General features: G+C 61.3%; 24 protein-coding genes and 1 tRNA gene. 9 read left to right on the plus strand and 16 right to left on the minus strand.

Going from position 1 to position 23460, the window contains the following annotated elements; genetic code table 11:
* Window positions 1–97 precede the first annotated feature (97 nt).
* Window positions 98–988 (plus strand): adenylate/guanylate cyclase domain-containing protein, encoded by an 891-nt coding sequence (locus LB538_RS17910; RefSeq protein ID WP_224527273.1) that lies wholly within the window; start codon window positions 98–100, stop codon window positions 986–988.
* 392 nt (window positions 989–1380) lie between these two features.
* Window positions 1381–2787: an NAD(P)-dependent oxidoreductase gene (locus LB538_RS17915; protein ID WP_224527276.1), complete on the plus strand. Its 1407-nt coding sequence runs from the start codon at window positions 1381–1383 to the stop codon at window positions 2785–2787.
* 134 nt (window positions 2788–2921) lie between these two features.
* Here the strand turns inward: LB538_RS17915 and LB538_RS17920 are convergent, their stop codons facing one another.
* The gene (locus LB538_RS17920) at window positions 2922–4163 is read right to left on the minus strand and encodes a tyrosine-type recombinase/integrase (protein WP_224527279.1); all 1242 of its coding nucleotides are present in this window, start codon (window positions 4161–4163) and stop codon (window positions 2922–2924) included.
* 97 nt (window positions 4164–4260) lie between these two features.
* Here LB538_RS17920 and LB538_RS17925 point away from each other — a divergent pair, with 97 nt between their 5' ends.
* Together LB538_RS17925 and LB538_RS17930 are read left to right on the plus strand one after the other, a co-directional pair.
* Window positions 4261–5328 carry a DUF4238 domain-containing protein gene (locus tag LB538_RS17925; protein ID WP_224527281.1) on the plus strand — a complete coding sequence of 356 codons (1068 nt, stop codon included), beginning with the start codon at window positions 4261–4263 and terminating at the stop codon, window positions 5326–5328.
* Between the two features lie 405 nt (window positions 5329–5733).
* The gene (locus LB538_RS17930; RefSeq protein ID WP_224527284.1) at window positions 5734–6045 is read left to right on the plus strand and encodes a hypothetical protein; all 312 of its coding nucleotides are present in this window, start codon (window positions 5734–5736) and stop codon (window positions 6043–6045) included.
* On the opposite strand, the gene LB538_RS17935 is transcribed toward LB538_RS17930, so the two are convergent.
* From LB538_RS17935 to LB538_RS17980, 10 genes are all read right to left on the minus strand, one after another.
* Window positions 6008–6562 carry a hypothetical protein gene (locus LB538_RS17935; protein WP_224527287.1) on the minus strand — a complete coding sequence of 185 codons (555 nt, stop codon included), beginning with the start codon at window positions 6560–6562 and terminating at the stop codon, window positions 6008–6010. The two genes, LB538_RS17930 and LB538_RS17935, sit on opposite strands and share 38 nt — an antisense overlap.
* Window positions 6563–6564: 2 nt before the next feature.
* Entirely contained in the window at window positions 6565–7287 is a 723-nt protein-coding gene (locus LB538_RS17940) for a hypothetical protein (protein ID WP_224527290.1), read from the minus strand.
* Window positions 7288–7300: 13 nt separating this feature from the next.
* On the minus strand, window positions 7301–7669 hold the full coding sequence (locus tag LB538_RS17945) for a hypothetical protein (RefSeq protein WP_224527292.1): 369 nt from the start codon (window positions 7667–7669) through the stop codon (window positions 7301–7303).
* Window positions 7669–7917 carry a hypothetical protein gene (locus tag LB538_RS17950; RefSeq protein ID WP_224527295.1) on the minus strand — a complete coding sequence of 83 codons (249 nt, stop codon included), beginning with the start codon at window positions 7915–7917 and terminating at the stop codon, window positions 7669–7671. Before LB538_RS17950 ends, LB538_RS17945 begins: the two co-directional genes overlap by 1 nt.
* A 286-nt stretch (window positions 7918–8203) precedes the next feature.
* Entirely contained in the window at window positions 8204–8761 is a 558-nt protein-coding gene (locus LB538_RS17955) for a hypothetical protein (RefSeq protein WP_224527299.1), read from the minus strand.
* 14 nt (window positions 8762–8775) lie between these two features.
* Window positions 8776–9252: a hypothetical protein gene (locus tag LB538_RS17960; RefSeq protein WP_224527302.1), complete on the minus strand. Its 477-nt coding sequence runs from the start codon at window positions 9250–9252 to the stop codon at window positions 8776–8778.
* Window positions 9253–9791: 539 nt separating this feature from the next.
* On the minus strand, window positions 9792–12047 hold the full coding sequence (locus LB538_RS17965) for a DUF5906 domain-containing protein (RefSeq protein ID WP_224527305.1): 2256 nt from the start codon (window positions 12045–12047) through the stop codon (window positions 9792–9794).
* Window positions 12048–12194: 147 nt separating this feature from the next.
* Complete coding sequence (locus LB538_RS17970; protein ID WP_224527307.1) at window positions 12195–12392, minus strand: DNA-binding protein; 198 nt, start codon at window positions 12390–12392, stop codon at window positions 12195–12197.
* 383 nt (window positions 12393–12775) lie between these two features.
* A tRNA-Arg gene (locus LB538_RS17975) sits at window positions 12776–12852 on the minus strand.
* Window positions 12853–12985: 133 nt separating this feature from the next.
* Window positions 12986–14149 (minus strand): M20 aminoacylase family protein, encoded by a 1164-nt coding sequence (locus LB538_RS17980; RefSeq protein WP_224527310.1) that lies wholly within the window; start codon window positions 14147–14149, stop codon window positions 12986–12988.
* Window positions 14150–14369: 220 nt separating this feature from the next.
* Here LB538_RS17980 and LB538_RS17985 point away from each other — a divergent pair, with 220 nt between their 5' ends.
* Together LB538_RS17985 and LB538_RS17990 are read left to right on the plus strand one after the other, a co-directional pair.
* Window positions 14370–15536, plus strand: coding sequence for a D-alanyl-D-alanine carboxypeptidase family protein (locus tag LB538_RS17985; protein WP_224527313.1), 1167 nt, complete (start codon window positions 14370–14372; stop codon window positions 15534–15536).
* A gap of 8 nt (window positions 15537–15544) precedes the next feature.
* Window positions 15545–16651 (plus strand): CobW family GTP-binding protein, encoded by a 1107-nt coding sequence (locus tag LB538_RS17990; protein WP_224527316.1) that lies wholly within the window; start codon window positions 15545–15547, stop codon window positions 16649–16651.
* Here LB538_RS17990 and LB538_RS17995 read toward each other — a convergent pair.
* The 5 genes from LB538_RS17995 to LB538_RS18015 form a co-directional block, all read right to left on the minus strand.
* Window positions 16648–16905 carry a sulfurtransferase TusA family protein gene (locus LB538_RS17995; protein ID WP_095767426.1) on the minus strand — a complete coding sequence of 86 codons (258 nt, stop codon included), beginning with the start codon at window positions 16903–16905 and terminating at the stop codon, window positions 16648–16650. The genes LB538_RS17990 and LB538_RS17995 overlap by 4 nt on opposite strands.
* A gap of 9 nt (window positions 16906–16914) precedes the next feature.
* On the minus strand, window positions 16915–18213 hold the full coding sequence (locus LB538_RS18000; RefSeq protein ID WP_224527320.1) for a murein L,D-transpeptidase family protein: 1299 nt from the start codon (window positions 18211–18213) through the stop codon (window positions 16915–16917).
* A 221-nt stretch (window positions 18214–18434) separates the two neighbouring features.
* A complete protein-coding gene (locus tag LB538_RS18005) occupies window positions 18435–19385 on the minus strand; it encodes an acetyl-CoA carboxylase carboxyltransferase subunit alpha (protein WP_140843171.1) in 951 nt (316 codons plus the stop codon).
* Between the two features lie 100 nt (window positions 19386–19485).
* Entirely contained in the window at window positions 19486–20400 is a 915-nt protein-coding gene (locus tag LB538_RS18010) for a site-specific tyrosine recombinase XerD (protein WP_224527325.1), read from the minus strand.
* A 35-nt stretch (window positions 20401–20435) separates the two neighbouring features.
* Window positions 20436–20588 carry a hypothetical protein gene (locus LB538_RS18015; RefSeq protein WP_042643428.1) on the minus strand — a complete coding sequence of 51 codons (153 nt, stop codon included), beginning with the start codon at window positions 20586–20588 and terminating at the stop codon, window positions 20436–20438.
* A gap of 190 nt (window positions 20589–20778) precedes the next feature.
* Between LB538_RS18015 and LB538_RS18020 the strand changes: the two genes are divergently transcribed.
* Genes LB538_RS18020 through LB538_RS18030 form a run of 3 tightly spaced genes read left to right on the plus strand, consistent with a single transcriptional unit; the run spans window position 20779 to window position 23440 of the window.
* The gene (locus LB538_RS18020) at window positions 20779–21408 is read left to right on the plus strand and encodes a shikimate kinase (protein ID WP_224527328.1); all 630 of its coding nucleotides are present in this window, start codon (window positions 20779–20781) and stop codon (window positions 21406–21408) included.
* Window positions 21405–22550, plus strand: coding sequence for a 3-dehydroquinate synthase (gene aroB, locus LB538_RS18025; protein WP_224527330.1), 1146 nt, complete (start codon window positions 21405–21407; stop codon window positions 22548–22550). The genes LB538_RS18020 and aroB overlap by 4 nt, the downstream gene beginning before the upstream one ends.
* Window positions 22547–23440 (plus strand): HlyC/CorC family transporter, encoded by an 894-nt coding sequence (locus tag LB538_RS18030; protein ID WP_140845859.1) that lies wholly within the window; start codon window positions 22547–22549, stop codon window positions 23438–23440. Before aroB ends, LB538_RS18030 begins: the two co-directional genes overlap by 4 nt.
* Window positions 23441–23460 lie beyond the last annotated feature (20 nt).

Genomic DNA, 23460 nt, shown 5'->3' on the forward strand with positions numbered 1-23460 from the left:
AAAGCACCTGCCCGGCGGCCCGGGCGCGCACGTGGATAAGTCAAAGTCGACCTTGGTATGTTATACACGCTTCGTTCTCGGGGGCGGACACGAGTCGATGGATCAGGAAAGACTTTTAGCCGCGGTCCTCTTGGCTGATGTCGTGGGCAGCACGCCGCTCTATGAGCGCATCGGCGACGATGCCGCTTTGCGGCAGGTCTCGGATTGCCTCGACGCGATACGCGAGATCGTCGCCCAACACGGCGGCGACTTCATTTACTCGAAGGGTGATGATGTGCTCAGCCTGTTCGAGAGCTCGGAGGCGGCGCTGATGGCGGTCTGCCAAATCAGCCATCAACTGTCGAAAAAGCCCTTGATCGCCCGGATCGGATTGCATTTCGGGGCGGTCATTCGCGCGCGGGACGCGGTATTCGGCGACGTTGTCAATGTCACCGCAAGGTTGTCCGCCACGGCCAACCCCGGGGAGGTGCTGATCAGCCAGAGCTTCTTCGAAGCCCTTTCCGCGGGCAGCCGCAGTACCTTGCGGCTCCTCGACAAGATGGCCTTCAAGGGCAAGCAAGAACTCTTCGATGTCTATACGCTGCGAAGCGACAATGAGGCCCTCAGCACGCACGTCGCCAACCGAGGCACTTTTGTCGATAGGCGCTCCGCCCCGCCGCCGCAGATCAATCTGGTCATCCGCTATGAAGATCAGTCGCGATCCTGCCGAAACAACGAATTCGTGACGATCGGCCGATCTCCGGAATGCGATATCGTCGTCCAGCGGCCCTGGGTTTCAAGGCACCACGCGACCTTCACCATTTCGAATGGTAAAGCGCGCCTTGTCGAGCGAAGCTCGTCGGGCACATTTGTGTCGATGGGACCCGGCCATGAAGTGTTCATACGCCGCGAAGATATTCTTCTCTTCGGCTCCGGCGTCATCTCGCCCGGACGCAGATCGTCCCTCGGCGACGCCCAGATCCTTCACTACGAAATTATCTCAGGCTGACCCGGCCGGGCATTTGGCCACGATCAGTCCGATCCATGGAAAATTGTTCGGGGAGGAGCCCTCGAAAGGCGGATCGTTCCTTCTAAGACAGGCCAGAATCTATAAAAATTATAGAAATTAGATCCGGCGCCGGCTTCCGAGGAACGCGCATGCCCGATCCAACCGTTGTCGGTTTCTCCGGAACATATGTGGTTGACGCCGACCAGGCCGGCTTCGGGCGCGAGCCTGCTCTTCTGCGCCTGCGCCATTTCGCGGGTTCTCACCTTTCAGAGCCGACAAGTTTTAACTTCCTTACGGCGATCTCTCGCTTGCGACCCGGATATGCCGTTTCGCGCGATCCATCGGATCACGGATTGGAGTAGCTGGAGACAACTGCAGGGAAACCACGCTCCATGACATCAGCCAATATTCTGATTTGCGATTTTGTCGGGCTGCGCTTTGGCGCGGACGGCAATCCCGACCACAGCGAGGTCAAGGCCTATATCGAAGCCAAGGGTGGGGTGTTCCACCAAACAGGCATCGCCGAGGCCGGCCCACTTGATCCCGACAGGCTGCATTTCTTCTACCTGCCGCAATTGAGCACGCGTGACGAATTGCTGGCAGAGGCCGGTGACGGCCGCTACGACGCCGTCATCGCCGCCGCGACCTTCATTCCGGCGGAGACCAGGTTCCGCCTTGGCGGCGTGCGTATCGGCGCCGGCACCGGCAATATGGGCTCGGCATCCTGGGGCGGAGGCAGCGGGGAAGGCGGCGAAGCGCCGTTGATGAACACGCCCGGCATCAACAGCCGCGCCACCGCGCAAATGGCCATGAAGGCGCTGCTGAAAGTCAGGCCGGATCTCCCCGTGGACAAGCTCAACACCCTGGTCGCCGGCGGGCAGTTCGATACCGGAAAAGATCTGCGGCATTATCCGACCGAGAAGCTCGAAGGCAAAAGGCTGGCGGTGATCGGCTACGGCAATATCGGCCGGGAATTCGCCAGGCTCGGCCAAGCCTTCGGCATGCGGGTCATCATCCATGCGCGGTCCCGTCACCATAAATGGATCGAGGCGGAAGGCTTCCACTATGAGGAGACCATGGAAGACGCCGCGCGCGGCGCCGACGCGCTTTCGGTCCACCTAGGCCTCGGTCCCTTCGATGCCGGCCAGCAGCGATACGCCAATGCCGGACTGATCGGAGATGAAGTCCTCTCCCTCCTCAACCACGGCGCGGTGCTCATCAACTACGATCGCGGCGAGCTGGTCGATGTGGCAGCACTGGAGCGCGCGCTGGCGTCAGGGCGCGTTTCCCATGCGGCGATCGATGCGGACCTGTTCAAGGACGGCAGCACGCTTTCGGGACCAATGCTGCCCTATCTCAGACTGGTCGAGGCCTATGGCCAGCGTCTGGAACTCCTCCCTCACGCCGCGGCCGACACCGACCACCCCTCCCGTGTCGCCGGCGCCAAGCAGGCCGTCGACCAGATCTACGCCGCCATCGTCGAGCATCGCGTCCACAATCTGAAAGGATCGCTGCCTCCGGGCTTTCTCGACATGGGAGCGAAAGTCCCGCCCGGTATCGGCGGCGTCAATCCCCAGCATCTGGCGGCGCTGGCCGGCGATCAAAACGCGGCCGCCGATCTCGCCCGATCGGGCGCTCTCGTCGCCGCGTTTTGGGAACGCATCCTGGCAGCGCCCGAGCAGGAACGACCGGCGCTGATCGCTTCCGGAGGCGAGACATTCGCCGAGGCCGCGAACCACCTCTCCACGCTTTTGCGCAGGCACCATCTTTCGGGGCCGTTCACTTCGGGATCACTTTGACCCCAGCGTGCGGCGACCTGCTCGCCAAGCCTTTGAAAATATGGTGATCCCGACAGGAATCGAACCTGTGACCTACAGATTAGGAACCCGCAACAAGTCCAACGTTTGCACGGCTTTGAGCCGTTATGTTGCGTTTATGTTGCGCTCACAACGGGTGCTAGCAGGGAGCTAACGGCGTCGTCAAGTTCGGACTTGTCTTCTTTGTGCTCAAACAAGTGGCCGTAGGTGTCCATCGTTAAGCCGATAGTCGAATGGCCTAGAAGCTGCTGAACCCGTGCGGGCAGCAGGCCCCTGCCGCCGTCCTTTTCGCGGTTCAAGCACCACGAGGCGAACCAGTGGCGGAACGCGTGAAGTCCGGTGTACTTCGGCGCCAGGATTGGCTTCCCGTCTTCGTCCTTCTCACCTGTGTCGATCGTGATGCCAGCTGCGAGCATGGTCGGAATGAGACCGCTGCGAATGATGTTGCCATGCGCCTCGATGTTCCCAAGCGTGTTCGGGAAAACGAGGTCCAGTTTCTTCTCGCCCTTCGGGCATTGCAGCTTCCATTCCTTGAGCGCATTCACCACAACCGCGGGCAGGGGAATGGTCCGCTGGCTCGTCTCCGACTTTGGCATCCCAATGACGTGGAAGTTGTCGGCCCGCTGTGTCACCGTGAGTTTGCTCTTCGCTAGGTCAACATCTGTCCATCGCAGGCCGCGCAATTCCGATGCTCTCAAGCCGGTGAAGACTGCCGTTATCAGCAGGGGGCGGAAGCGCCCCTTCGCAGCGGCGATCAGCTTGTTGATTTCATCCAGCGTCGGAATGTCCACACCATATTGAAGCTTCTGCTTCCGCCTCTTGTCAGCCTTAGCACGCTTGCTACGCATCCCCTGAAGCGGGTTGACCACGATGTAGCCGCTTTCCTTTGCTTCCGAGAGGATGGAGCTAAGGCTGGTGCGAACACCCCTGACCATCGCAGGCGAGCGCGGTGCGCGGCGCAAGTCGTCCTCCGGCAAGCTATCATCACCCGCTGCTAGCGCGTCGAGGAACTTGCGGATGCGGGGCATGTTCATCCGCGACAGCTTTTCGTTCCCGATGAACGGTTTGATATGAAGGTTGAGGTGCTGTTTGTATTGCAGATAGGTGCCGTGCTCCAACTCATTTTGCGCTCGCGTCAACCACAACAGGCCCACGTCATTGACCGTCTTTGACGTGCTGTCCACGACATGCACGCCATCACGCACTTCCGAGCCAGCCTTCAGCGCGTAGGCATCGGCATCTTTTTTCTTGTCGAAGGTCTTGGCGCGGCGCTCGCCATTTTGATCCACATAATCGACCAACCAAGCTTCCTTCTGGACGCCCTTGGACGTGGTCCACTTACGCTTACGAACAGACATAGCTGTATCTCCTGTCTCAAGAGATATTATGTTGCATAAAATCTGTCGGTCAGCAACGAAAGTAGCGCCGAGATCTGGCCAATGATAAGTCCACGCTATGGCGCAGAACAAGAATCACCACTTCGTTCCACGATGTCACTTCAAACCATTCTCGCTTAACGAGGAAGGGGTGTGTATCAACGCCTATCATACGCCAAGCGGAAAGTTGATCAGAAACGCATCCATATCTGGCCAGTGTTCTAAGAACTATTTCTACGGAGAGGACAACAAGCTCGAAGTGGCCCTTCAAGGTATGGAGGGTCTGCACGCTAGTGCAATCCGCAATGTTCAGGGAAGAAATGGAAAGCCTGCGGATGACGAGCTTTTCAGCTTCCTCCGCTTCACTCTCTTACAGCACCTTAGAACTGAGCAGGCCATGCTCAAAATCAAGCACATGCAGCAACAAATGATTGATACTGCCTTTGCAGGTGATGCTGCGCAACCCTACAAGCCGCCCCCTCTTTCCCAGAGAGAAATTATTCAAATGGCAATGTCGATCCTGAAAGATGCTTCAGATGTGGTCGACGATCTAAAGTCTGTCGTTGTGAGGAATGAATCGGATATCGAATTCATAACGTCAGACGACCCAGCGATTCATACCAATAGATACCATATTCAGCGCCTGGGAAGAACCAATTTTGGACTCGGAAATGCCGGAGCGATAATAGCTCTCCCGCTGTCGCCGAGGCTTTTGTTCTTAGCGTATGATGGCGGATGCTACACCATCCCCGATAAAATCGGAGGGGTGGTTGCAATCTCTAAGCGCTCGGAAGTGCAGGGCCTCAACCGCTTTCAAGTGTTGAACTGCGGGTCGTGCCTCTTTTTCAGCAGTCGGGATATGGCTGATGAGGTTCAAGAGCAATTTAAAGAGAATCAGGAAAGCCGGATTGCAACATGGTCGGCAATCGAGGAACTAGTCGAGGTCGCCGAGGGCGTATTTCGAGCCGCTGGATCTGCGGAGGAGGCGCAGCAGGGAAACAGTTTGATGCATACGTCGTCCCAGTATCCAATCCCGAGTGGCTGGCCTTCGTTCTTAAAGTTTCGGAATCCGGTTCGGGTTGTGGAAACCGGCACCGCTGCGGGGATTCGGCGTTTGGCGGCAGGCGGCCAAAGCCGCCGCCTGTAGCGCGAACAGCATGCATGCCGCCCCAAGTGTGCGGGCGGCGCGATGTTAGCTGTGTGGGGCGGTCTAGTGGGAGGAGTATAGCGCCATCACAGCAATCAGATAGGAGATGGCAATCAGGAGATAGGCGGTCTGGAGCGGCGTCATCTGGGGCGAATCCCTGTTGAAAGATGACCCCCTATATACACCGCCGTTCCTCGCGAATTTCTACCTTTCTGCAACAGTGTCTTCAAACGGGCGTTGATACACGCTTTTCACAGAAAAGAACGGTTTCTCCACAGGGAGTGGCGCTAGACGGCTTTTTTCGCTTGTTTCGAATCAGACAACTGCCAGTCGCTCTACCACATAGGAACATTGTCCTATTGCTGTTTCGTCCGAACAAGGACGCAACCAGACAGGAGAACAGCAATGTCGAAGTCCAAGAGCAAGACCGAAGCCGCCAAGCCCGCCACCAAGAAGAGCCAGGTCGAGGCGATGCTGCGCGATGCCGGCGCAAGCGTCCAGCAGATCGCTGAGAAGCTGTCAATCAGCAAGCAGGCCGCCTACTCGTTGATTGGCGACGTGAAGCGCGGCGGTGTCGCCGTTAACGGCGCCCTCAAGGATGGCGCGATGCACTACAGCGTGGGCGAGGGTAAGAAGCCCAAGGCAAAGGCCGCACGCGCCTTCGGCAAGGGAGCGACCGTCAGCGACGCTCCTTCATCTCAGACAGAAGCGAATTGAAATATCCAGCAGAGGGGGCGGGTCGCTTATCAAGCCAGACCGCTCCCTCTTCGCCTTCGACCAGCCGTTCCACGATTGTATCAACGCTGCTCAGGCCATAGGGCGTTTTCGCTAGAACGACGAAGCCCTTCCCGGTCTCCGACGCCTCCAACTCGAACTCGTTCTGCTCCATCAGCATCGCTATCGCGCCTTCAACGAGGCCGGGCTTGACGCGGGCTTTCGTCAGGGCGCGGTGCAACGCGCTCTCCACCTGGCCATCACGCCGCGCCTTTTTCGCCGCCTCAAGCTTCGCCGGCCCTTCGGTCTTGAGCTTCTCGATCTTCGCATTGAGCTCGGCAATCTCGGCCAGAGCCGACGTGGCGTAGTCCGCTGCACGGCTCGACAGAACAAGATCGCCGTCCGCATGCCCACGCTCACCATAGGCGAGGCGATAGGGTTCAGGCACTGTTTCAAGTTCGGACACCGTGATCTTCCTGCGCAGCTTCACGCCGCCAGTCTCATAAAAAATGTCAGCCATGTTTATGCTCCTTGTCCTGCATGCAAACGCTGCGCATCTTCGACCGCCCGCGCATTGGCTGCCGCCAGCCGAGCCGCAGGGGTGTCGGCAGCCGAATTGACGATGGACACGAACAGGTGCCCCGACCGCTCGGTCGCCTCCACCGCCTTCCTCAGCCTTTGCAGGCGAGCGTAGTCGACGGGATGGAGGTGCGCCCGATAGTGATGGCGAACGCTCTCCAGCTGCGCTTCGCCCAAGCCGCTAACCATGGCAGGCCTGCGCAGGATGGCAGCGAGGATCGTCTCGTTGTTGTCAGCCTTCGCCTTTGCGATGGCGTCGGCGCGTTCCTTGTCGCCCATCGACGCTAGCGTGCGCGTGATGTCACTCTCGATGGATAGAGCAACGTTGTCCTTGGGAGCGGGCGGGGCGCTGATCCGCTTCTCAATGGCCTCTATCTCAGCGATAGCCTTGCTGCGCGCGGCGTCCATCTGCGACGTGACGCGCTGGCCGGTCTTGCGTGCAGCTTCCGCCACCCGCAAAATATTCCACTCGGGCGTCACGGATCGGTCGGCAGTCGCCGCTGTTTCGTAATCGCGCAGGCTTACTGCGCCCTCGCGCGCCAGCTTCACCGCGTTCGATAGTCCGTTCAGCACAGGGTCAGCGACAGGGGAGCCGGTAGTCGGATCGAACTCCGCGTGCCGATCAACGAACGCTTCGTTTAGATCGGCAGGAACTTTTATGGCCATGATAATCTCTCCATCAGACTTTTCTATTTTCCAGAACGAGCAGGGCGCGCGAAACCCGGCAGGTTGCGGCCTCAATCGCTATGAACCCGCCGTTTGGTAGCGCACGGCTTCGTGGCGCGAGCAGCACACGCGCGTCGTCGCCGTCGAAGCTCATGAACGCGCCGGGTAAGCCATCTACTTTCACGGCTTCGCCGGACTCGAAGGTTGGCGTCTCTGCCGGAATCAGCATCGACGTGCTTTTCTGAAAGCCGGTGAACGAACCATCCGAGTTTCTGCGGATCAGCTTAGCGTCCTGGCCGCCCGAAGCGTTGCCCACGAAGCCCAGAACGCAGTATTTCAGGCCGCTCCCGAGCAGAACGATGTCGCCAACCGCAACGGTCATCAAATCTCCTCCGGCTGCGCGAGACGCTGTTCCACAGCAGACAGGTTGATAGATGGCTTGCCTTCGCGATCGCGCTGGACAAGCAGAGCGAATTGCCAGCGCGGAATCGTCAGATGCTCCGAAGGACCGTCATCGAAGTCGCGCTGCACGGTTACGAACAGCTCAGCAAACTCGCGCGGCGCTTTGACCAACATCTTGCCGTCTTCGAACTGCTCGACGAACGGGTGGGCGGGCTTTGGCGCAGCCACCGCGCAGTAGAGCGTGTCCTCGCGAACAGGGTGATGGAGCTGTCGGCTCCGTACCGTGCCGATGTGAATCCGGGGTCGAAATAGTTTCTCTTGTGCCCACGATGCAGATCGCCTTCACTCCGCAGCGTCATCAAAAGTTCGGTGCCGTTCTCCGAGTCGTGATCACGGATAAGCAGCAGGTGGCGACCAGCGGGTAGGTCGATGGGCGTGCCGTTTATTACAGCGGCGACGATCCAGATGTTCCCGCGCCGCGATTTGATGATGTCACCGGCTCGCATGTCCTGGCTCATCGTGAATAGCTCCCTTCAATGGTGTTTGTGTCCAAGGGGAGGGCTTTCTTCAGCAGTTCGTGAAGCTCCACAACTTGATCTTCCGCCAGCTTTTCGATGCCGTACTTATTTGCCGCTTCGTACAGGGTTGTGAGCCGTTCCTGCTCAACTTTGGTGAGCAGATGCAGGTTGTAGGTCCTCATTCCGGTGCCGCCATCACGCGGAGCGTTGACGCGATCAAGCCCGAGAGATTCAAGGGTCCGGCGCAGGCTGTTCAGCACCGTTTGATAGTTCAGCAGGTCTTTCAAGCTGACGACGCCGTTTTGGCCAATCTTGGCGAACTCAACTTCCTGCCGTTCCAAAATGATGGTCATGGTGGCAGCGGCTTTGATCAGGGTGAATTGGCCCTGAGCAACGTTCTCCTGCCCGCCGAGGTCTCTGACGTATTCGGCGCACAAGTCGTGCAGACGGCGCGCCCACTTGGAGCGCCCGTCGATCCCAGGAAGGAGCTCCTTGCCCTTGGTGACACGGGACTGGAAGTTCCCGTGTCGTGGCACTGGATAATTCATCGTCATGGCGGCGACTGCGCTTACGGCGAGGGAATGAGGGCGCTCTCGACCACCAGCGGGCGCGGATAAATTCCGAGTGCGTAAGTCTCGGTGACGAAGCTTTCGTTGCCGCCGGTCTGGATGTTGGCACCGGCTACCAGCGCGCGGAAGTAGACCACGGTGTTGGTGTGCTGCTCGTCCACTGCGTCAGCGATCTCCACCTTGAAGTTGTACTTGAACTTGGTGGCTTCGGCGGCGCGCAGAGCTATCTGGCCGGGGTCCGTTGAGCTGCGCCCGACGACGAGCGCCGGGTCGCCCGCGTTGCGGGTGCCTTTCGCCTTGTCCACGAAGTCGTCGCTCACCGTGGGGAACTGGACGATGTTCGCGACAGAGCCGAACTCGCCCATGTTGCTCACTTCGTTGATCTCCACGTAGCTGTCCGCCTCGAACTGGCTTTGGTTGATGGCAGCCGCCGTTGTGCCGATGTAGATCTTCGAACCTGCGAATGTGTTTGCCATAGCTTGCTTGCTCCACGTTGCTTGGCGCTGGCTGTCTAGGAAGCTGTCGAAAAGCTAGACAAAGCTGCTATCGGCAGGCTTGTTTTGCTTCTGTGTGACGTAACTGAAAGCGTAGGGCGGCCCGCAACATGGGCGCAACATGAACTATTTTTAGGAATGTTTAGAATCGCTTAGCTGGCGACATACAGATACAAAATCTGTTGCTTAAACTACTGTTCTAGCCCACGTGGTATCGGGTGGACTGCTAAGTTAAAACGGCGGCCACTTCGAGGAATGTCTGATCCTCTGACTTTTTTAGGGGGAGGGCGGGACGTGCGGGGCGTCACGTCACGTTTTTTCGCACAATTCCCCAGGAGCGACTTCGCAGCGCATTTTCGGGGGCGCGCGCCACAGGCGGGGGGAATTGCTGATTTTAATAAGAAACGTGGGGCACGTCCCGCCATTGCGGCGCACTCCTTTGAAATCATTACGCTTTTCGGGGCCGGAGGTTGCGAAAAAACGCCCCGCCCCTTCGCGCCTAACGTCCCTGACGTGCCGCCCTAGAACGGAATCTCGTAATCATCGTCAGCGCGGCTGGCCTCACGTGTGGCCCCACTTTCGGGCGGGACGTCAGCCCCATTTCCCTCTTCCTCTCGATTCTCAAGCCATGTGTTTAGCCCGTTACCCCAATCAATCGTTCCATTGAGGTACGTCTCCATGCACTTCCTGCACGATGGGAGACTCGGGAACTTGAGGATTTGCCCGCGCTTCGTCCCGCCCTCCTCGCCGCCCCGTGGATAGGAGACATCATCTCTCGACACTAGGTCGGGAAACCACTTCCGTATCTTCTTCCCGAGCTTGGAACTGATTGACTTGTAGTGCGTCCCGGTCTGCCCGGCATGCTTGAGGTAATCCTGCCACAGCCATTCACTCGGACATTCGCCAAGCTGGACATATCTACTCTGGGTGCCAGGCAACCGCCCACTGACAAGCAAGTCCACCATCCACCGTTCTTCAGGATCGAGCGACTGCAGTTTCTGCTCCATAAGCTCATCCGTCTGCGGGATGTCATTGCGCGGATGCCAGTCACCTAGATCCTCATTAAGCAACTCATAGAGCATGGCTTCCCGCCCCCCGTTGTCCATCTGCTCAAACAGGGCTTTGAAGTACTCCTTGTTCCCCATCTTGGTCGGCGGCACTTTGAAGATGGCGAGACGCCGCGCCGTCCGCGATGCCGGGGCCACCCAGTCGTTGTTGCTGGTGCAGATGATATGGGTGCAGTTTGGCACCATGTAGATGTCGATGCCCTTCGGCTGAACGGCAAAATATGGCTCGGTAATGATGCCCTTGTATGCGCCTTCATCCGCCTTGTTTCCGGGCCAATGCGCTTCATCCACGTAGAGCAGGCAAGCGCGCTGGAGATGGGCGTTGAACTCGCCAGTAAGCTGCTTTGGCTTGTCGATGCGGATGCCGTTCGCTCCGAAGCCAAATATTAGGCACATCTGATTGGCGAGCGCGCCCTTGCCAGTTCCTTCCTCCTCGGACTTGAGGATGAGCATCACCTCGGCGCGCGTCGTCGGGTTTTGCACTGCCCATGCCAGCCACTTCCAAATGTATCGTCCGTGCTTTTCATCACGGCTGGCGAGAACATCGAAGATGTGCTGCCGCATGAGCGACCAGTCGCCCCGCGTGGGCACCACGCCAAATCCCTGCCATAGGTTGAGGCGGGGCGACGTGTCCACAACACTGCCTTTGGGCCCAGACTCAAACGCAATGCCCACATATTGGCGGCGCTGCGAGTGCGCCAGCCACCAACTGCCCTTGCCCTTCTTGCCCACCCGTATGTTGTCATGCAGGTTGCGGAAGGCGTCGAAGCTCATGGTGATGAAGCTTTCGTTGCCGCTGGCGTCCTTCTGAAACTCCCCGACCACGACTTTGCCGCCAAGCTGGATGACGAAATACTGTTCGTTCATCTCAGCGAGCAGACCGCTCTCAGCGTAGCCACACCACTCGGCAATCTTGTTGGCGACCTCGGTGCCGAAGATTTCGCGCATCTTCGGAAGGCCGGGTGTCCTCTTGTTGGGGTTTTTGAGATTGGTGACAGCGTCTGATGCCGCTCGTTCTCGGTCTTCAACCTCATCATCGCCTGCCAGCGTGGCAACGGTCGCGACGAAGCTTGCTGCGTGGCTCGCCATTGCTTCACCACATCGCGCAAGGAACCCGCCAACTGCTCCAGCGGCAGCATGTCGAAGCTCACTGCCCTTGGCCGGCCAATACCGCACTAGCAGGGCAGCGGCAGCTAGCGTCTTGGCTGCAACGAGAAGCCGCTCGGAATCAACGGCTGTGGGGCCCTTGTCCGCCGCCCATGCTATTGGCTCGCCGGTCTCCTTGTGCGTGCTTGGGGGAAACACGGTCTGCGCCCCGTTGCTCCGCACTTCGATCAACATCCTGCTCTGACCCTCATAGTTTGGGTTTGGGTCCTTGAGCTGGACTGTGGCATCAAGCTCCGTGATGTAGAGCCGATGGCTTGCAGGCTTCGATGCCCTGCCAAACACGGCATCGGTAGGCGGAAGCATTTTTGCGGCCAGCGCCAGCGCCTCCGAGCAGTCTATATCGACATCAGTTAAGCCGCTTGACGCTTTGCCAAGCAGCACGCCGATGTTCATCTGCTCGGTCTTGAAATATTCAGGAGCGGTTTCAGCGCTGATGCGCAGATCGCTCCAACCATCAAGATAACATCCCTTTTCCTTGAAGTTGATTGGAAGCGGTGACCAGCCTCTGCCGATGTAATCGAGGGCGGTTGATAGTGGTGTCATGTACCCTAAGTCCTTGTACCATCAAGACTTTGCGGGTACTTTGGGAGTTGATCCCAGGGTCGACTTCCGCACGACACCCTCGGTTTCTTCTGTCTTTTAAGTGCCATAATTCAGCGCCGGCCTAATCAGGTCCGGCGCTTTTTTTGATCACGCCGCCTCCAGTCCAAAGAATTCGCGCAGCTTGTGGCGGCTGATGACCCATTGTCCGCTCACGATCTTCGCGCCGGGGATTTCGCCCTTCTCCAGCATGTAGGCGGTGATGCGCTGCTTCCTACCAATCGCTTGCGCGATAGCGGGGCTACCCCAGATGAGGCCCAATTCATTTTCAGGATTGGTGTCGTCCATCGGACAGCTCCAAGTTCATTGGATGCACCGGTGGCAGTCTCGATGGAAGGGCGTGGAGACAGAGGACGGCGCGGATTCGTTCACGCGCGGCTCCCAAGGGAGCGGGCCTAAGCCACTAAAAGCTGGGCCAGTATGATTGTGTCCCCGTGTTCCGGACCTGTCTAGAAAGGGCAGCAAAGCACGCCTTTTTAGTTCATGCAAGAGCGAGCGACTATCAGCAATTTGTTCTGCACCATGCTGCGTTCATGTTGCGTGTAGGAGCTTGCTCCCCCTTGCAAGTCATTGCTTTTGCTTGCTTCGTGTTGCAGGCCGACGCAACATGAAAAAGGCTCCGAAGCGAACTTCGAAGCCTTCTTAAGTGGTTGCAACTGCTTGTTAATTTTTGGTGATCCCGACAGGAATCGAACCTGTGACCTACAGATTAGGAATCTGCCGCTCTATCCTACTGAGCTACGGGACCACGCGGCCCGACACATAAACGCTTCGGGCCTGTTCGCCAAGAGGCATGGAGACCTCCCCTTTGGCTGTAACTCATCTCGGTGGGCCGCGCCGGCCAAGCCGTATGGCGGAACGTCGCCTTCGCCTGCGTGCGCTCAGGTGGCGAGCGCGGTCTCGGCCAGCTTCACCCAATAGCTCATGCCGTGCGGGATGACCTCGTCGTTGAAGTCGTAGGCCGGGTGATGCAGGCCGGCCGAGTCGCCATTGCCGATGAAGATGAAGGCGCCGGGGCGCGCTTCCAGCATATAGGAAAAATCCTCGCCGCCCATCACCGGCTGGATGGCGCGGTGGACATGGCTGTCGCCGGCGATGTCGGCGGCGATATCGCCCGCAAACACGGTTTCCTCCGCATGGTTGAAGGTGACAGGATAGTTGGCGTCGTAATCGACCTCGATGGTGGCGCCGAAGGCGGAGGCGAGCCCGGCGCAGAGTGCGCGAATGCGCTCCTCCGATTTCTTGGCCACTTCTTTCTTCAGCGTGCGCACGGTGCCGGCGATCTCGGCGCTTTCGGGGATGACGTTATAGGCGTCGCCGGCGTGGAACTTCGTCACCGACACCACCACCGACTCGACCGGATCGGTGCTGCGCGAGGCAATGGTTTGCAGCGCGCCGACCAACTGGCTGGCGATGACGATCGGGTCGATCGTGCCGTGCGGCATCGCGGCATGGCCGCCGCGGCCCTTGACGGTGATGGTGAATTCGGCAGTCGCGGCCATGATCGGGCCGGGCTTGATGGCGAACTGGCCGACCGGCAGGCCCGGCATGTTGTGCATGCCGAACACTTTTTCGATGTCGAAACGCTCCATCATGCCGTCCTTGACCATTTCGTTGCCGCCGCCGCCGCCTTCCTCGGCCGGCTGGAAGATCACAGCCACGGTGCCGGCGAAATTGCGCGTCTCGGCCAGATATTTGGCGGCGCCCAAGAGCATGGCGGTGTGGCCGTCATGGCCGCAGGCATGCATCTTGCCGGGCACGGTCGAGGCCCACGGCTTGCCGGTGATCTCGTCGATCGGCAGCGCGTCCATGTCGGCGCGCAGCCCGATGGTCGGGCCATCGCCCTTGCGGCCGCGGATGATGCCGACGACGCCGGTCTTGCCCAGTCCCGTCACCACCTCGTCGCAGCCGAAGGCCGTCAGCTTCTCGGTGACGAAACCGGCGGTCTGGAAAACGTCGAAATTCAGCTCCGGTGTCTGGTGCAGATGTCGTCGCCAGCCGGCAACTTCTTCCTGCATTTGCGCGGCGCGGTTCAGAATCGGCATGGTCGGTCCATCTCTTGGTTGACTGGCGGCAGTCGGTTCAGGGCCACTGCTCAGCAATTGTGAATATATGGCACTTTGCCATTTTGGCGTCACATAGGGTAAATAGCACCGCAACAATGCGGCCCGGGGTCGAGGGTCGGGTCGCATTATGCTGGCGATGGGTAACGAAATCTTACGGAGCCAGCGGCGATCACGGCAAGAGGCGATTTCGGATTTGATCATGCGGCAAAGGCATTTCCTCAACCTGTTGCTGGCAGGCGCGCTGGCGCTTCCGGCGCTTGCCGGCACGGTGCGCGCCAATCCGGTCGTGCTTTTCGACCTCAAGAGCGGCTCTGTGTTGGAGCACCAGGACGCGTTCAAGCGTTGGTATCCGGCCTCGCTCAGCAAGCTGATGACGGCCTATGTCGCCTTCCGCGCGATCCAGGCCGGCGAGGTGGCGCTCGATTCGCCGATCAAGGTGACGAAGCACTCGGCCGGCGAGCCGCCGAGCAAGATGGGCTTCAAGCCGGGTTCCGTGATGCGGCTCGACAATGCGCTGAAGATGATGCTGGTCAAGTCGGCCAACGACATAGCCATGGCAGTCGGCGAGAATATCGGCGGGTCGCAGGACGCATTCGCCGACCGCATGAACGCCGAGGCGGCCCGGCTCGGCATGGTGGGCACGCATTTCGTCAACCCGAACGGGCTCTATTCGCCGGAACAGTATACGACCGCGCGCGACCTTGCCGTGCTGGTGACGGCGTTGCGCAATGATTTTCCGCAATATGCCCCGTGGTTCTCGATCGAAGGCCTTGCGGTCGGCAAGAAGGCGCTCCCGAACTACAATCTCCTGATCGGCCGCTATCCGGGCGCCGACGGCATGAAGACCGGCTTCGTCTGCCCGTCCGGCTTCAACATGATCGGCTCGGCGACGCGCAACGGGCGCACGCTGGTCGCCGTGGTGCTTGGCGAGAAATCGGCGATCAGCCGCGCCGAAGCGGCGGCAAAGCTGCTCGACCAGGGTTTTGATAAGCCGGCGGCGGGTTCGACCACGCTGGCCGCTCTCAAGCCCTATGGCGACACGCTGTCACCCAACGACATGCATGACGAGATCTGCGCGAAAAAGCCGAAGGCGGAGCAATCGGAGGCGGCGCCCGAGGTTGCCGCCAAGAATAAACCGAAATCGCCCTATCAGGTGAAGCTCGCCCATCCCACGCTCATCGCAGTCGGCCTCGGCGGCGCCACGGGACCCGCGCCCAAGGCGTTCGTCGACCAGACCGACCAGAACTATGCCGATGTGCCGCTGCCGGTCTGGCGGCCGGACAGGCCGGCGCCGCCTGGCGCCGAGCCGCTGGCGACCGCCGCTGCCGGAGCGCAGGGCGACCAGCCCGTCAAAGCTGCCAACTAGGCAAACCAATGAGTGGCTTTCCCATCCCTGTTTCGGTGCTCACCGGCTTTCTCGGCGCCGGCAAGACGACGTTGCTCAATCGGCTGCTCAAGGATCCGGCGCTTGCCGATACGGCGGTGATCATCAACGAGTTCGGCGAGGTGGCGATCGACCATCTGCTGGTGGAGCAGGCGTCGGACGGCATCATCCAGCTTTCCGACGGCTGCCTCTGCTGCACGGTGCGCGGCGACCTGGTCGATACGCTCGCCGATCTGGTCGACCGGCTGCAGACCGGCCGTATCGCGAAATTGGCCCGTGTCGTCGTCGAGACGACGGGCCTGGCCGATCCGGCACCGGTGCTGCAGTCGATCATGGCGCATCCGGCGCTGGTGCAGGCGTTCCGGCTCGACGGCGTCATCACGCTGGTCGACGCCGTCAACGGCGAGGCGGCGCTGGACGCCCATGTCGAGGCGGTGAAACAGGCCGCGGTGGCCGACCGCGTCGTGCTGACCAAGACCGACCTTGTGGACGCGGCCGCAGTCGAGGCGTTGCGGGCAAGGCTCAAGCAGATCAATCCGGGCGCCGTCGTGCTCGATGTCGAGGAGGCCGGCGCAGCGGCGCTGTTCAATTGCGGCCTCTATGATCCTGAAACCAAGTCCGCCGACGTGCGGCGCTGGCTTGGCGAAGAGGCGGCGCACGACCATGATCACGACCATCACCACCATGACGGCGACCATGATCGCCACCACCATCATGAGCATCGCCACGACACGCGCGTGCGCTCGCACTCGCTTGTCCATGACGGCCCGGTGCCGTTCTCGGCGATCGAGATGTTCCTCGATCTCCTGCGCTCGACGTATGGCGAGAAACTCCTGCGCATGAAGGGCGTCATCGAACTCGCGGAAGACCCGTCGCGGCCGCTGGTCATCCACGGCGTGCAGAAGATCCTGCATCCGCCGGCGAGACTGCCGGCCTGGCCCGACGGCCAGCGCGGAACCAGGCTGGTGCTGATCACGCTCGACATGCCTCAGGACTATATCCAGCGGCTGTTCGCGGCCTTCACCAACAAGCCGTCGATCGACACGCCGGACCGCGCAGCGCTGGAAGCCAATCCGCTCGCGATTGCCGGGCTTTAAGCTGAAGCAAGCAGGTCAGCCGCGTTGCCGCGCTCGACCAGGAAACGGTGGCCGCCAGTGACGGCCGCCGTCTCAAGCAGCTGGTGGCCGGCATCGGCGCAGAAGGCCGGGATGTCGATCACCGCCAGCGGATCGGTGGTTTCGAGCCACAGCCGGGCGCCGGGTCGCATCGCGGCCAGCCGCTTGCGGGCCTTCAGCACCGGCAACGGACAGTTCAGTCCCTTGAGATCGTAGATGGCGGGCGGCTTTGCCAAGCGGAAGTCTCAGCCGCCGAACATGCCGAGAAGCTTCTTCTTCAGCTTCGACACGGTGCCCTGGTCGGCGTCGGCGGCGGCCTGCGTTTCCTGCGCCGGCTGGGCGGGCGCGGCCTCGACGCCAGCGGTGACGACCGGCTGCTGCGCCGCCTGCTTGGCGGCCTCCTTCTCGGCCAGCGCCTGCGCCCTTGCCTCTGCCTTGGCGGCCTTGGCCGCCTCGATCGCGGCCAGGCGCTGCTCTTCGGCCTTGCGCTTGGCTTCCTTTTCCGCGTCGGCTGCCGCCATCTTGCGGCCGAGCGGGGAATCGATGCGGCCCATGCGGGTCGTTTCGGTCACCGAGCCGTCGGAATTCAGCGACGGCGGGTCGATCGGCACGCGCTCGCCGCGGGCGCGGCGCTTCGACCAGTCGGAAACGATGCTCGCTTCCTTGATGCCGGCAATCGTCGGCTTCGGCGGCGGCGTGCTGGAATTGACGGCTGCTTTGAAGGCCGCGTCATAACGCTTCTCGTAGTCGGCGTAGGCCGTTTTCAACGAGTCAGGCTGCATGGTCGCGGGGCAGGGGCCGGTCGGGTCGAAGGTCGTGCCTTCCGGCGCCACCTGGTTGAAGACATAGCGCTTCTCGCAGACGTCGACCTTCGGCGGCACCTTGGTGATCTCGAAATTGTCGTAGCCGACCTTCAGCATCTTCCAGAACTCGTAGTTCGGGTCGTTGCGGTAGCGCGCCATGTTGGCGGCGGTCATGCGGAACGGAAAGGCCTGGATTTGGAACTCGGTCTGGCCGCCTTGGAAGGCGTCGCGGCCGAAGGCATAGATCTGCTCGATCTGGGCATCGGTCATCGAATAGCAGCCGGACGACGAACAAGCGCCATGAACCATCAGGTTCTGACCGGTGCGGCCATTGGCGCGGTCATAGGCGTTGGGAAAGCCAATGTTGAAGGACAGATGGTAGCTCGAGCGCGGATTCATCTGCGAGGGACGCACCGTGTAGAAGCCTTCCGGCGCCTGGCGGTCGCCCTCGGTGTATTTGGGGCCGAGCTTTCCCGACCATTTGCAGATGTCGTAGGTGGCGACGAGATCGTAACGGCCATTGGTCTTGGCCTTCCAGATCTCAAGCTTGCCTTCTTCCTTGAAGATGCGCGCCATCACCGAAGAGGTGCGCACCATGCCCTTGGCCTTCATGTCGGCAAGGATCTTGTCCGGCAGCGGCTTGTTGGCCTCCGGCGCAAAATCCTTCATCGACGAATCATTGCAGCCGGCGATGCCGATGGCGGCGATCAGGACTCCGGTGCGGGCAAGCTTGGCAAACATCGATACGGCTACGTCTCTTCTCTCGGGCCAACGGCTGTCGGCATGGCCGGGCCCATAGGCTGAACACCAGTGGACCGTAAGCCCGTTAACCTTGAAAATTCCTTACCGCAAGCCTTGGCAAACCCCTCACGGCGATTTCCATTGAGCCGAATCCGGCGGCATTTTTGTGGCGGAATTGCTTATTCCGGCCACAGTTGAACGTCTTGTCGTGACTTGAGAGGTCAGAGGCTGCGGCCCATCGCCAGGTATTTCTCGCGGCGCTGCTCGCGGAAATCGGTGTTGGCGCCGGCGAAATCCTTCATCGTCCTGGCGATGAGGTCGCCGGTGGACGCAATCACCGTTTCCGGCGCGCGCTGGGCGCCGCCCATCGGCTCGGGAATGATGGCGTCGATGATCTTCATCTCGAGAAGGTCCTGCGCGGTGATCTTCATGTTGGTCGCCGCGTCCTTCGAGCGCGTGGTGTCGCGCCACAGGATCGAGGCGGCGCCTTCGGGCGAGATCACCGAGTAGATGGCATGCTCCAGCATGTAGACGCGATTGGCGGTGGCGATCGCGATGGCGCCGCCGGAGCCGCCTTCGCCGATGACCACCGAGATCGACGGCACCTTGAGCGAAAGACAGGCCGAGGTCGAACGCGCGATCGCTTCGGCCTGGCCGCGCTCCTCGGCGCCGACGCCGGGATAGGCGCCGGCCGTGTCGACCAGCGTCAGGAGCGGGATCTGGAAGCGGTCGGCCAATTCCATCAGGCGCACCGCCTTGCGGTAGCCCTCCGGCCGCACCGAGCCGAAATTGTGCTTGATGCGGCTTGCGGTGTCCGAGCCCTTTTCCTGGCCGATGATCGCCACCGGCTCGCCGCGAAAACGCGCGAAGCCGCCGACAATCGCCTGGTCGTCACCGAAATTGCGGTCGCCGGCCAAAGGCGTGAAATCGGTGAACAGCCCTTTGATGTAGTCGACACAATGCGGGCGGTCGGGATGACGCGCGACCTGCACCTTCTGCCAAGGCGTGAGCGCCTTGTAGAGGTCGCGCAAAGCGTCGCGCGAGCGCTTTTCCAGCCTGCTGATCTCTTCGCCGACATCGACCGCCTCGCCGTTCTCGGCAAGCTTCTTCAGCTCAAGGATCTTGAGCTCCAGATCCTGCACCGGCTTTTCAAAGTCGAGGTAGTTGTACATGCTTGAGCGGACCGATCCGTCGGAAGGCAAATGGCTGGCGGAACCGCTGAAATGCCGGCTCCGGGCGGTGGAACGTCGCCCTCACATAGCGATATGAGGCCTAGTCGGCAAGCGGGTGATGATCGTTGACCAGCCGTACCAGCCGCTCCTCCAGCACATGGGTGTAGATCTGCGTGGTCGAGATGTCGGCATGGCCAAGAAGTTGCTGAACGGCTCTGAGATCGGCGCCGTTCTGCAGGAGATGGCTGGCAAAAGCATGGCGAAGCACATGCGGCGAGATCTTCGCCGACGCTATGCCGGACCGCGCGGCCAAGCCCTTGAGATCGCGGGCGAAAACCTGCCGGGAGAGATGGCCGCTGTCGGAAGAGGCCGGAAACAGGAACGGGCTCTCGGCAAAGGCCGGCCGCTCGGCCCTTGCGGCGAGCCAGGCGCGCATGGCGGCGCGCGCCTTGGTCGAGAGCGGCACCATGCGTTCCTTGTCGCCCTTGCCGCGCACCATGAAGAAGCGATCGTCGCGCAACGCCACCGTGACCGGCAGGCCGACCAGTTCCGACACGCGCAAGCCCGTTGCGTAGAGCACTTCGACCAGCGCGTGCAGGCGCAACGCGGCCAACCTGTCGCCGTCCGGCCCGGATTCTCCGGCTTCCTGCGCTGCCCGGTCGAGCAGGCGCCCGGTCTCGGCTTCGCTCATCGTCTTCGGCAGCGGCCGGCCCTTGCGTGGGCTGTCCAGCGTGCCGGTCGGGTCGTCGCCGCGCAGCCCTTCAGCATAGAGGAATTTGAAGAACTGGCGGATCGCCGACAATTTGCGCGCCTGCGAGGTCGGCGCGAAGCCGCGCGCGGCGATGTCGTCGAGATAGGCACGGATGTCGGCCGATCCCGCGCCCGCCAGTCCGCCGTTGATCGCCTCGGAAGCATCCTCCAGGTCGCGACGATAGGACGAAAGCGTGTTCTCGGCCGCGCCCCGCTCGGCGCTCATCATCTCGAGGAAGGCTTCGATGCGGGCGGCGCTGTTCATCGGGCCGGGATCAGCTCTTTGTCGGTTTTCGTGGGTCAGTTTTTCTTCGGGTTGAGCTTTTCAGCCGGAATTCGGATGCTCATTTCGGCCTTTTTCGGCTCCACGAACATCGCCAGCGCGAACATCGCGCCATAGGCAATGCCTGCAAGAACCGCCAGCGTCACGACGAAGCGAAACAATGTCGGCATTCAATTTTCGCCCGTCTTGTTGTTCTGCTTTTCCAAAGCCCTGTGCCCTTATGGGACGCCGATCCGGTCAATTCAAGCACGAAGCATTCCGGTGAACAGGAGGTTTTGCCGGGGAAGCTTCGCGGCCGTTTGTCCGGCCGTGCTTGACGCAAACAGGCTTTTGATGTCGATACGGCGCAAAGAGGCCCCGATGAACGCTCTGCCACCAAATCCGACGGACGAAGGCCGCGCCGCGCTGATCGAACGGCTCGGAAGCCGGTCGATCGTCTTCGTCGGACTGATGGGCGCCGGCAAGACCGCGATCGGCCGCAAGGTGGCGGCGATGCTGTCGCTGCCCTTCATGGACAGCGACCAGGAGATCGAAAGCGTCTCGCGCATGACGGTGCCGGAGTTGTTCGAGCGCTATGGCGAGCCGGAATTCCGCGCGCTGGAGCAGCGGGTGATCCTGCGCCTGCTGGAGAACGGTCCGCAAGTGCTGTCGACCGGCGGCGGCGCCTTCATGAACGCGCAGACGCGCGAGGCGATTTCCGCGCATGGCGTATCGGTCTGGCTGAAGGCCGATCTGGACCTGTTGATGGAGCGCGTTTCGAAGAAGCAGAACCGGCCGCTCTTGAAGAATCCCGACCCGCGTGGCGTGCTGGAGAAGCTGATGGGCGAGCGCTATCCGGTCTATGCCATCGCCGACCTGACTGTGCCGACGCGCGACGACCGCAAGGAGATCATCGCCGGCGAAGTCGTCGCCGCGCTCTGCGCCCATCTTGGCATCGACGCGATCGCAACCGGCGCTACAAGCGCCACAACTGGCGAGATTCAATCGTGAGCAATGCCGAACCGGTGAAGGTCGAGGTCGGGCTCGGCGACCGCGCCTATGACATTCTGATCGGCTCAGGGCTGTTGACGCGCTCCGGCGAGGAGATCGCGCGCCGGCTTCCCGGTACCCGCGCGGCCATCGTCACCGACGAGAATGTCGCCGCCGCACATCTCGATACGCTGAAGGCTGGGTTGGACAAAGGCGGCATCCAGTCCGCCGTCATCAAGCTGCCTGCGGGCGAGAAGACCAAGAGTTTCGTCCATCTGGAGGAAGTGGTCGACGGTGTGCTCGCGGCAAGGCTCGAACGCCGCGACGTGGTGATCGCGCTCGGCGGCGGCGTCATCGGCGACCTCGCCGGCTTTGCTTCCGGCATTGTGCGCCGCGGCATGAATTTCGTGCAGATACCGACCTCGCTGCTGGCGCAGGTCGATTCTTCCGTCGGCGGCAAGACCGGCATCAACAGCGCGCGCGGCAAGAACCTCGTCGGCGTCTTCCACCAGCCCAGGCTGGTGCTTGCCGACACCCAGGTGCTCGACACGCTGCCGATCCGCGAGTTCCGCGCCGGCTATGCCGAGCTTGCCAAATACGGGCTGATCGACCGCCCGGCCTTCTTCGCCTGGCTCGAACAGAACTGGGGGCAAGTCTTCGCCGGCGGTCCGGCGCGGGTCGAGGCGATCGCCGAGGCCTGCCGCGCCAAGGCCGACGTCGTTGCCCGCGACGAGTTCGAGACCGGCGACCGCGCCTTGCTCAATCTCGGCCACACTTTCGGTCATGCGCTCGAAGCTGCCACGCAGTATGACGGGAGCCGGCTCGTCCATGGCGAGGGTGTCGCCATCGGCATGGCGCTGGCGCACCGCTTCTCGGCGCGTCTCAACCTGGCAAGCCCGGACGACGCGGAGCGCGTCGAAGCGCATCTGCGCGCCGTCGGCCTGCCCTGGCGAATGGCCGACATTCCAGGCGAGCTGCCGGATGCCGAGGCCTTGCTCGGCTTCATTACCCAGGACAAGAAGGTCTCGCGCGGCGCACTGACCTTCATCCTGACGCGCGGCATCGGCCAGGCTTTCATCGCCAAGGACGTGCCGTCGTCGGAAGTGCTCTCCTTCCTCAAATCGAGCCATCCCGGATGGCTCGAGATGAGCCATCCCAGATGAACGGCGCCGGCTGGATCGTCGCCGCCGTCCTTGCCGCCATCGTGCTTTTGGCGCTTTTCTTCCGCGCCCGATTGCTTGCCGCTTGCGGCTATGCGCTGCGGCCGATCGAGCCGCCGCAGCGGTCCGAGCGCAATGGCAAGGATGAAGACGGCGACGAACCCCGGCGCGATGACACGGCTGCCGAGGAGCGCAATCGGCTTGAGGGCCTGTTCGATCTCGACGAGCTCGAAGTGTCGGATGTCATGGTCCACCGCACCAATATGCGCTCGGTCAATGCCGACAATGCGCCGGAAGCGGTGGTGCGCGAGATCCTGCAGAGCCCGCACACCCGCATGCCGCTGTGGAAGGGCTCGCTCGACAACATCGTCGGCGTGTTGCATGCGAAGGATCTGCTGAGGGCCCTCAACGAGGTCGGCAACGATTTTTCGCGGATCGACGTCATGAAGATCGCGGCCAAGCCGTGGTTCGTGCCGGACACCACCACCTTGCAGGAGCAGCTCAACGCCTTCCTGCGGCGCAAGGCGCATTTCGCCATCGTCGTCGACGAGTATGGCGAGGTCGAAGGGCTGGTGACGCTGGAAGACATCATCGAGGAGATCGTCGGCGAGATCGCCGACGAGCACGACATCGACATGCAGGGCGTCAAGAAAGAGGCCGACGGCTCGGTCGTCGTCGACGGCACGGTGCCGATCCGCGATTTGAACCGCGCGCTCGACTGGGACCTGCCCGACGAGGAGGCCACGACGATCGCCGGCCTGGTCATTCATGAGACGCAGTCGATCCCGGAGGAGAAGCAGGCCTTCACCTTCCACGGCAAGCGTTTCGTGGTGATGAAGCGCGAGAAGAACCGCATCGCCAGATTGCGGATACGTCCCGCCAGCGAGGGCTGAGGCGCGTGTCGATGTCCGGC

It is taken from the genome of Mesorhizobium sp. Ca11, assembly GCF_020165275.1.
GTDB lineage: Bacteria > Pseudomonadota > Alphaproteobacteria > Rhizobiales > Rhizobiaceae > Mesorhizobium.

Excerpts from the sequence above, each read along its gene's own strand:
- LB538_RS18015 (WP_042643428.1), bottom strand. The coding sequence starts at position 20,588 with ATGCCGACATTGTTTCGCTTCGTCGTGACGCTGGCGGTTCTTGCAGGC.
- LB538_RS17910 (WP_224527273.1), top strand. The coding sequence starts at position 98 with ATGGATCAGGAAAGACTTTTAGCCGCGGTCCTCTTGGCTGATGTCGTG.
- LB538_RS17920 (WP_224527279.1), bottom strand. The coding sequence starts at position 4,163 with ATGTCTGTTCGTAAGCGTAAGTGGACCACGTCCAAGGGCGTCCAGAAG.
- LB538_RS17945 (WP_224527292.1), bottom strand. The coding sequence starts at position 7,669 with ATGACCGTTGCGGTTGGCGACATCGTTCTGCTCGGGAGCGGCCTGAAA.
- LB538_RS18030 (WP_140845859.1), top strand. The coding sequence starts at position 22,547 with ATGAACGGCGCCGGCTGGATCGTCGCCGCCGTCCTTGCCGCCATCGTG.
- LB538_RS18000 (WP_224527320.1), bottom strand. The coding sequence starts at position 18,213 with ATGTTTGCCAAGCTTGCCCGCACCGGAGTCCTGATCGCCGCCATCGGC.
- LB538_RS17960 (WP_224527302.1), bottom strand. The coding sequence starts at position 9,252 with ATGGCAAACACATTCGCAGGTTCGAAGATCTACATCGGCACAACGGCG.
- LB538_RS17935 (WP_224527287.1), bottom strand. The coding sequence starts at position 6,562 with ATGGCTGACATTTTTTATGAGACTGGCGGCGTGAAGCTGCGCAGGAAG.
- LB538_RS17930 (WP_224527284.1), top strand. The coding sequence starts at position 5,734 with ATGTCGAAGTCCAAGAGCAAGACCGAAGCCGCCAAGCCCGCCACCAAG.
- LB538_RS18005 (WP_140843171.1), bottom strand. The coding sequence starts at position 19,385 with ATGTACAACTACCTCGACTTTGAAAAGCCGGTGCAGGATCTGGAGCTC.
- LB538_RS17985 (WP_224527313.1), top strand. The coding sequence starts at position 14,370 with ATGCGGCAAAGGCATTTCCTCAACCTGTTGCTGGCAGGCGCGCTGGCG.
- LB538_RS17955 (WP_224527299.1), bottom strand. The coding sequence starts at position 8,761 with ATGACGATGAATTATCCAGTGCCACGACACGGGAACTTCCAGTCCCGT.
- LB538_RS17980 (WP_224527310.1), bottom strand. The coding sequence starts at position 14,149 with ATGCCGATTCTGAACCGCGCCGCGCAAATGCAGGAAGAAGTTGCCGGC.
- LB538_RS18020 (WP_224527328.1), top strand. The coding sequence starts at position 20,779 with ATGAACGCTCTGCCACCAAATCCGACGGACGAAGGCCGCGCCGCGCTG.
- LB538_RS17915 (WP_224527276.1), top strand. The coding sequence starts at position 1,381 with ATGACATCAGCCAATATTCTGATTTGCGATTTTGTCGGGCTGCGCTTT.
- LB538_RS17965 (WP_224527305.1), bottom strand. The coding sequence starts at position 12,047 with ATGACACCACTATCAACCGCCCTCGATTACATCGGCAGAGGCTGGTCA.
- LB538_RS17990 (WP_224527316.1), top strand. The coding sequence starts at position 15,545 with ATGAGTGGCTTTCCCATCCCTGTTTCGGTGCTCACCGGCTTTCTCGGC.
- LB538_RS18010 (WP_224527325.1), bottom strand. The coding sequence starts at position 20,400 with ATGAACAGCGCCGCCCGCATCGAAGCCTTCCTCGAGATGATGAGCGCC.
- LB538_RS17970 (WP_224527307.1), bottom strand. The coding sequence starts at position 12,392 with ATGGACGACACCAATCCTGAAAATGAATTGGGCCTCATCTGGGGTAGC.
- LB538_RS17925 (WP_224527281.1), top strand. The coding sequence starts at position 4,261 with ATGGCGCAGAACAAGAATCACCACTTCGTTCCACGATGTCACTTCAAA.
- LB538_RS17940 (WP_224527290.1), bottom strand. The coding sequence starts at position 7,287 with ATGGCCATAAAAGTTCCTGCCGATCTAAACGAAGCGTTCGTTGATCGG.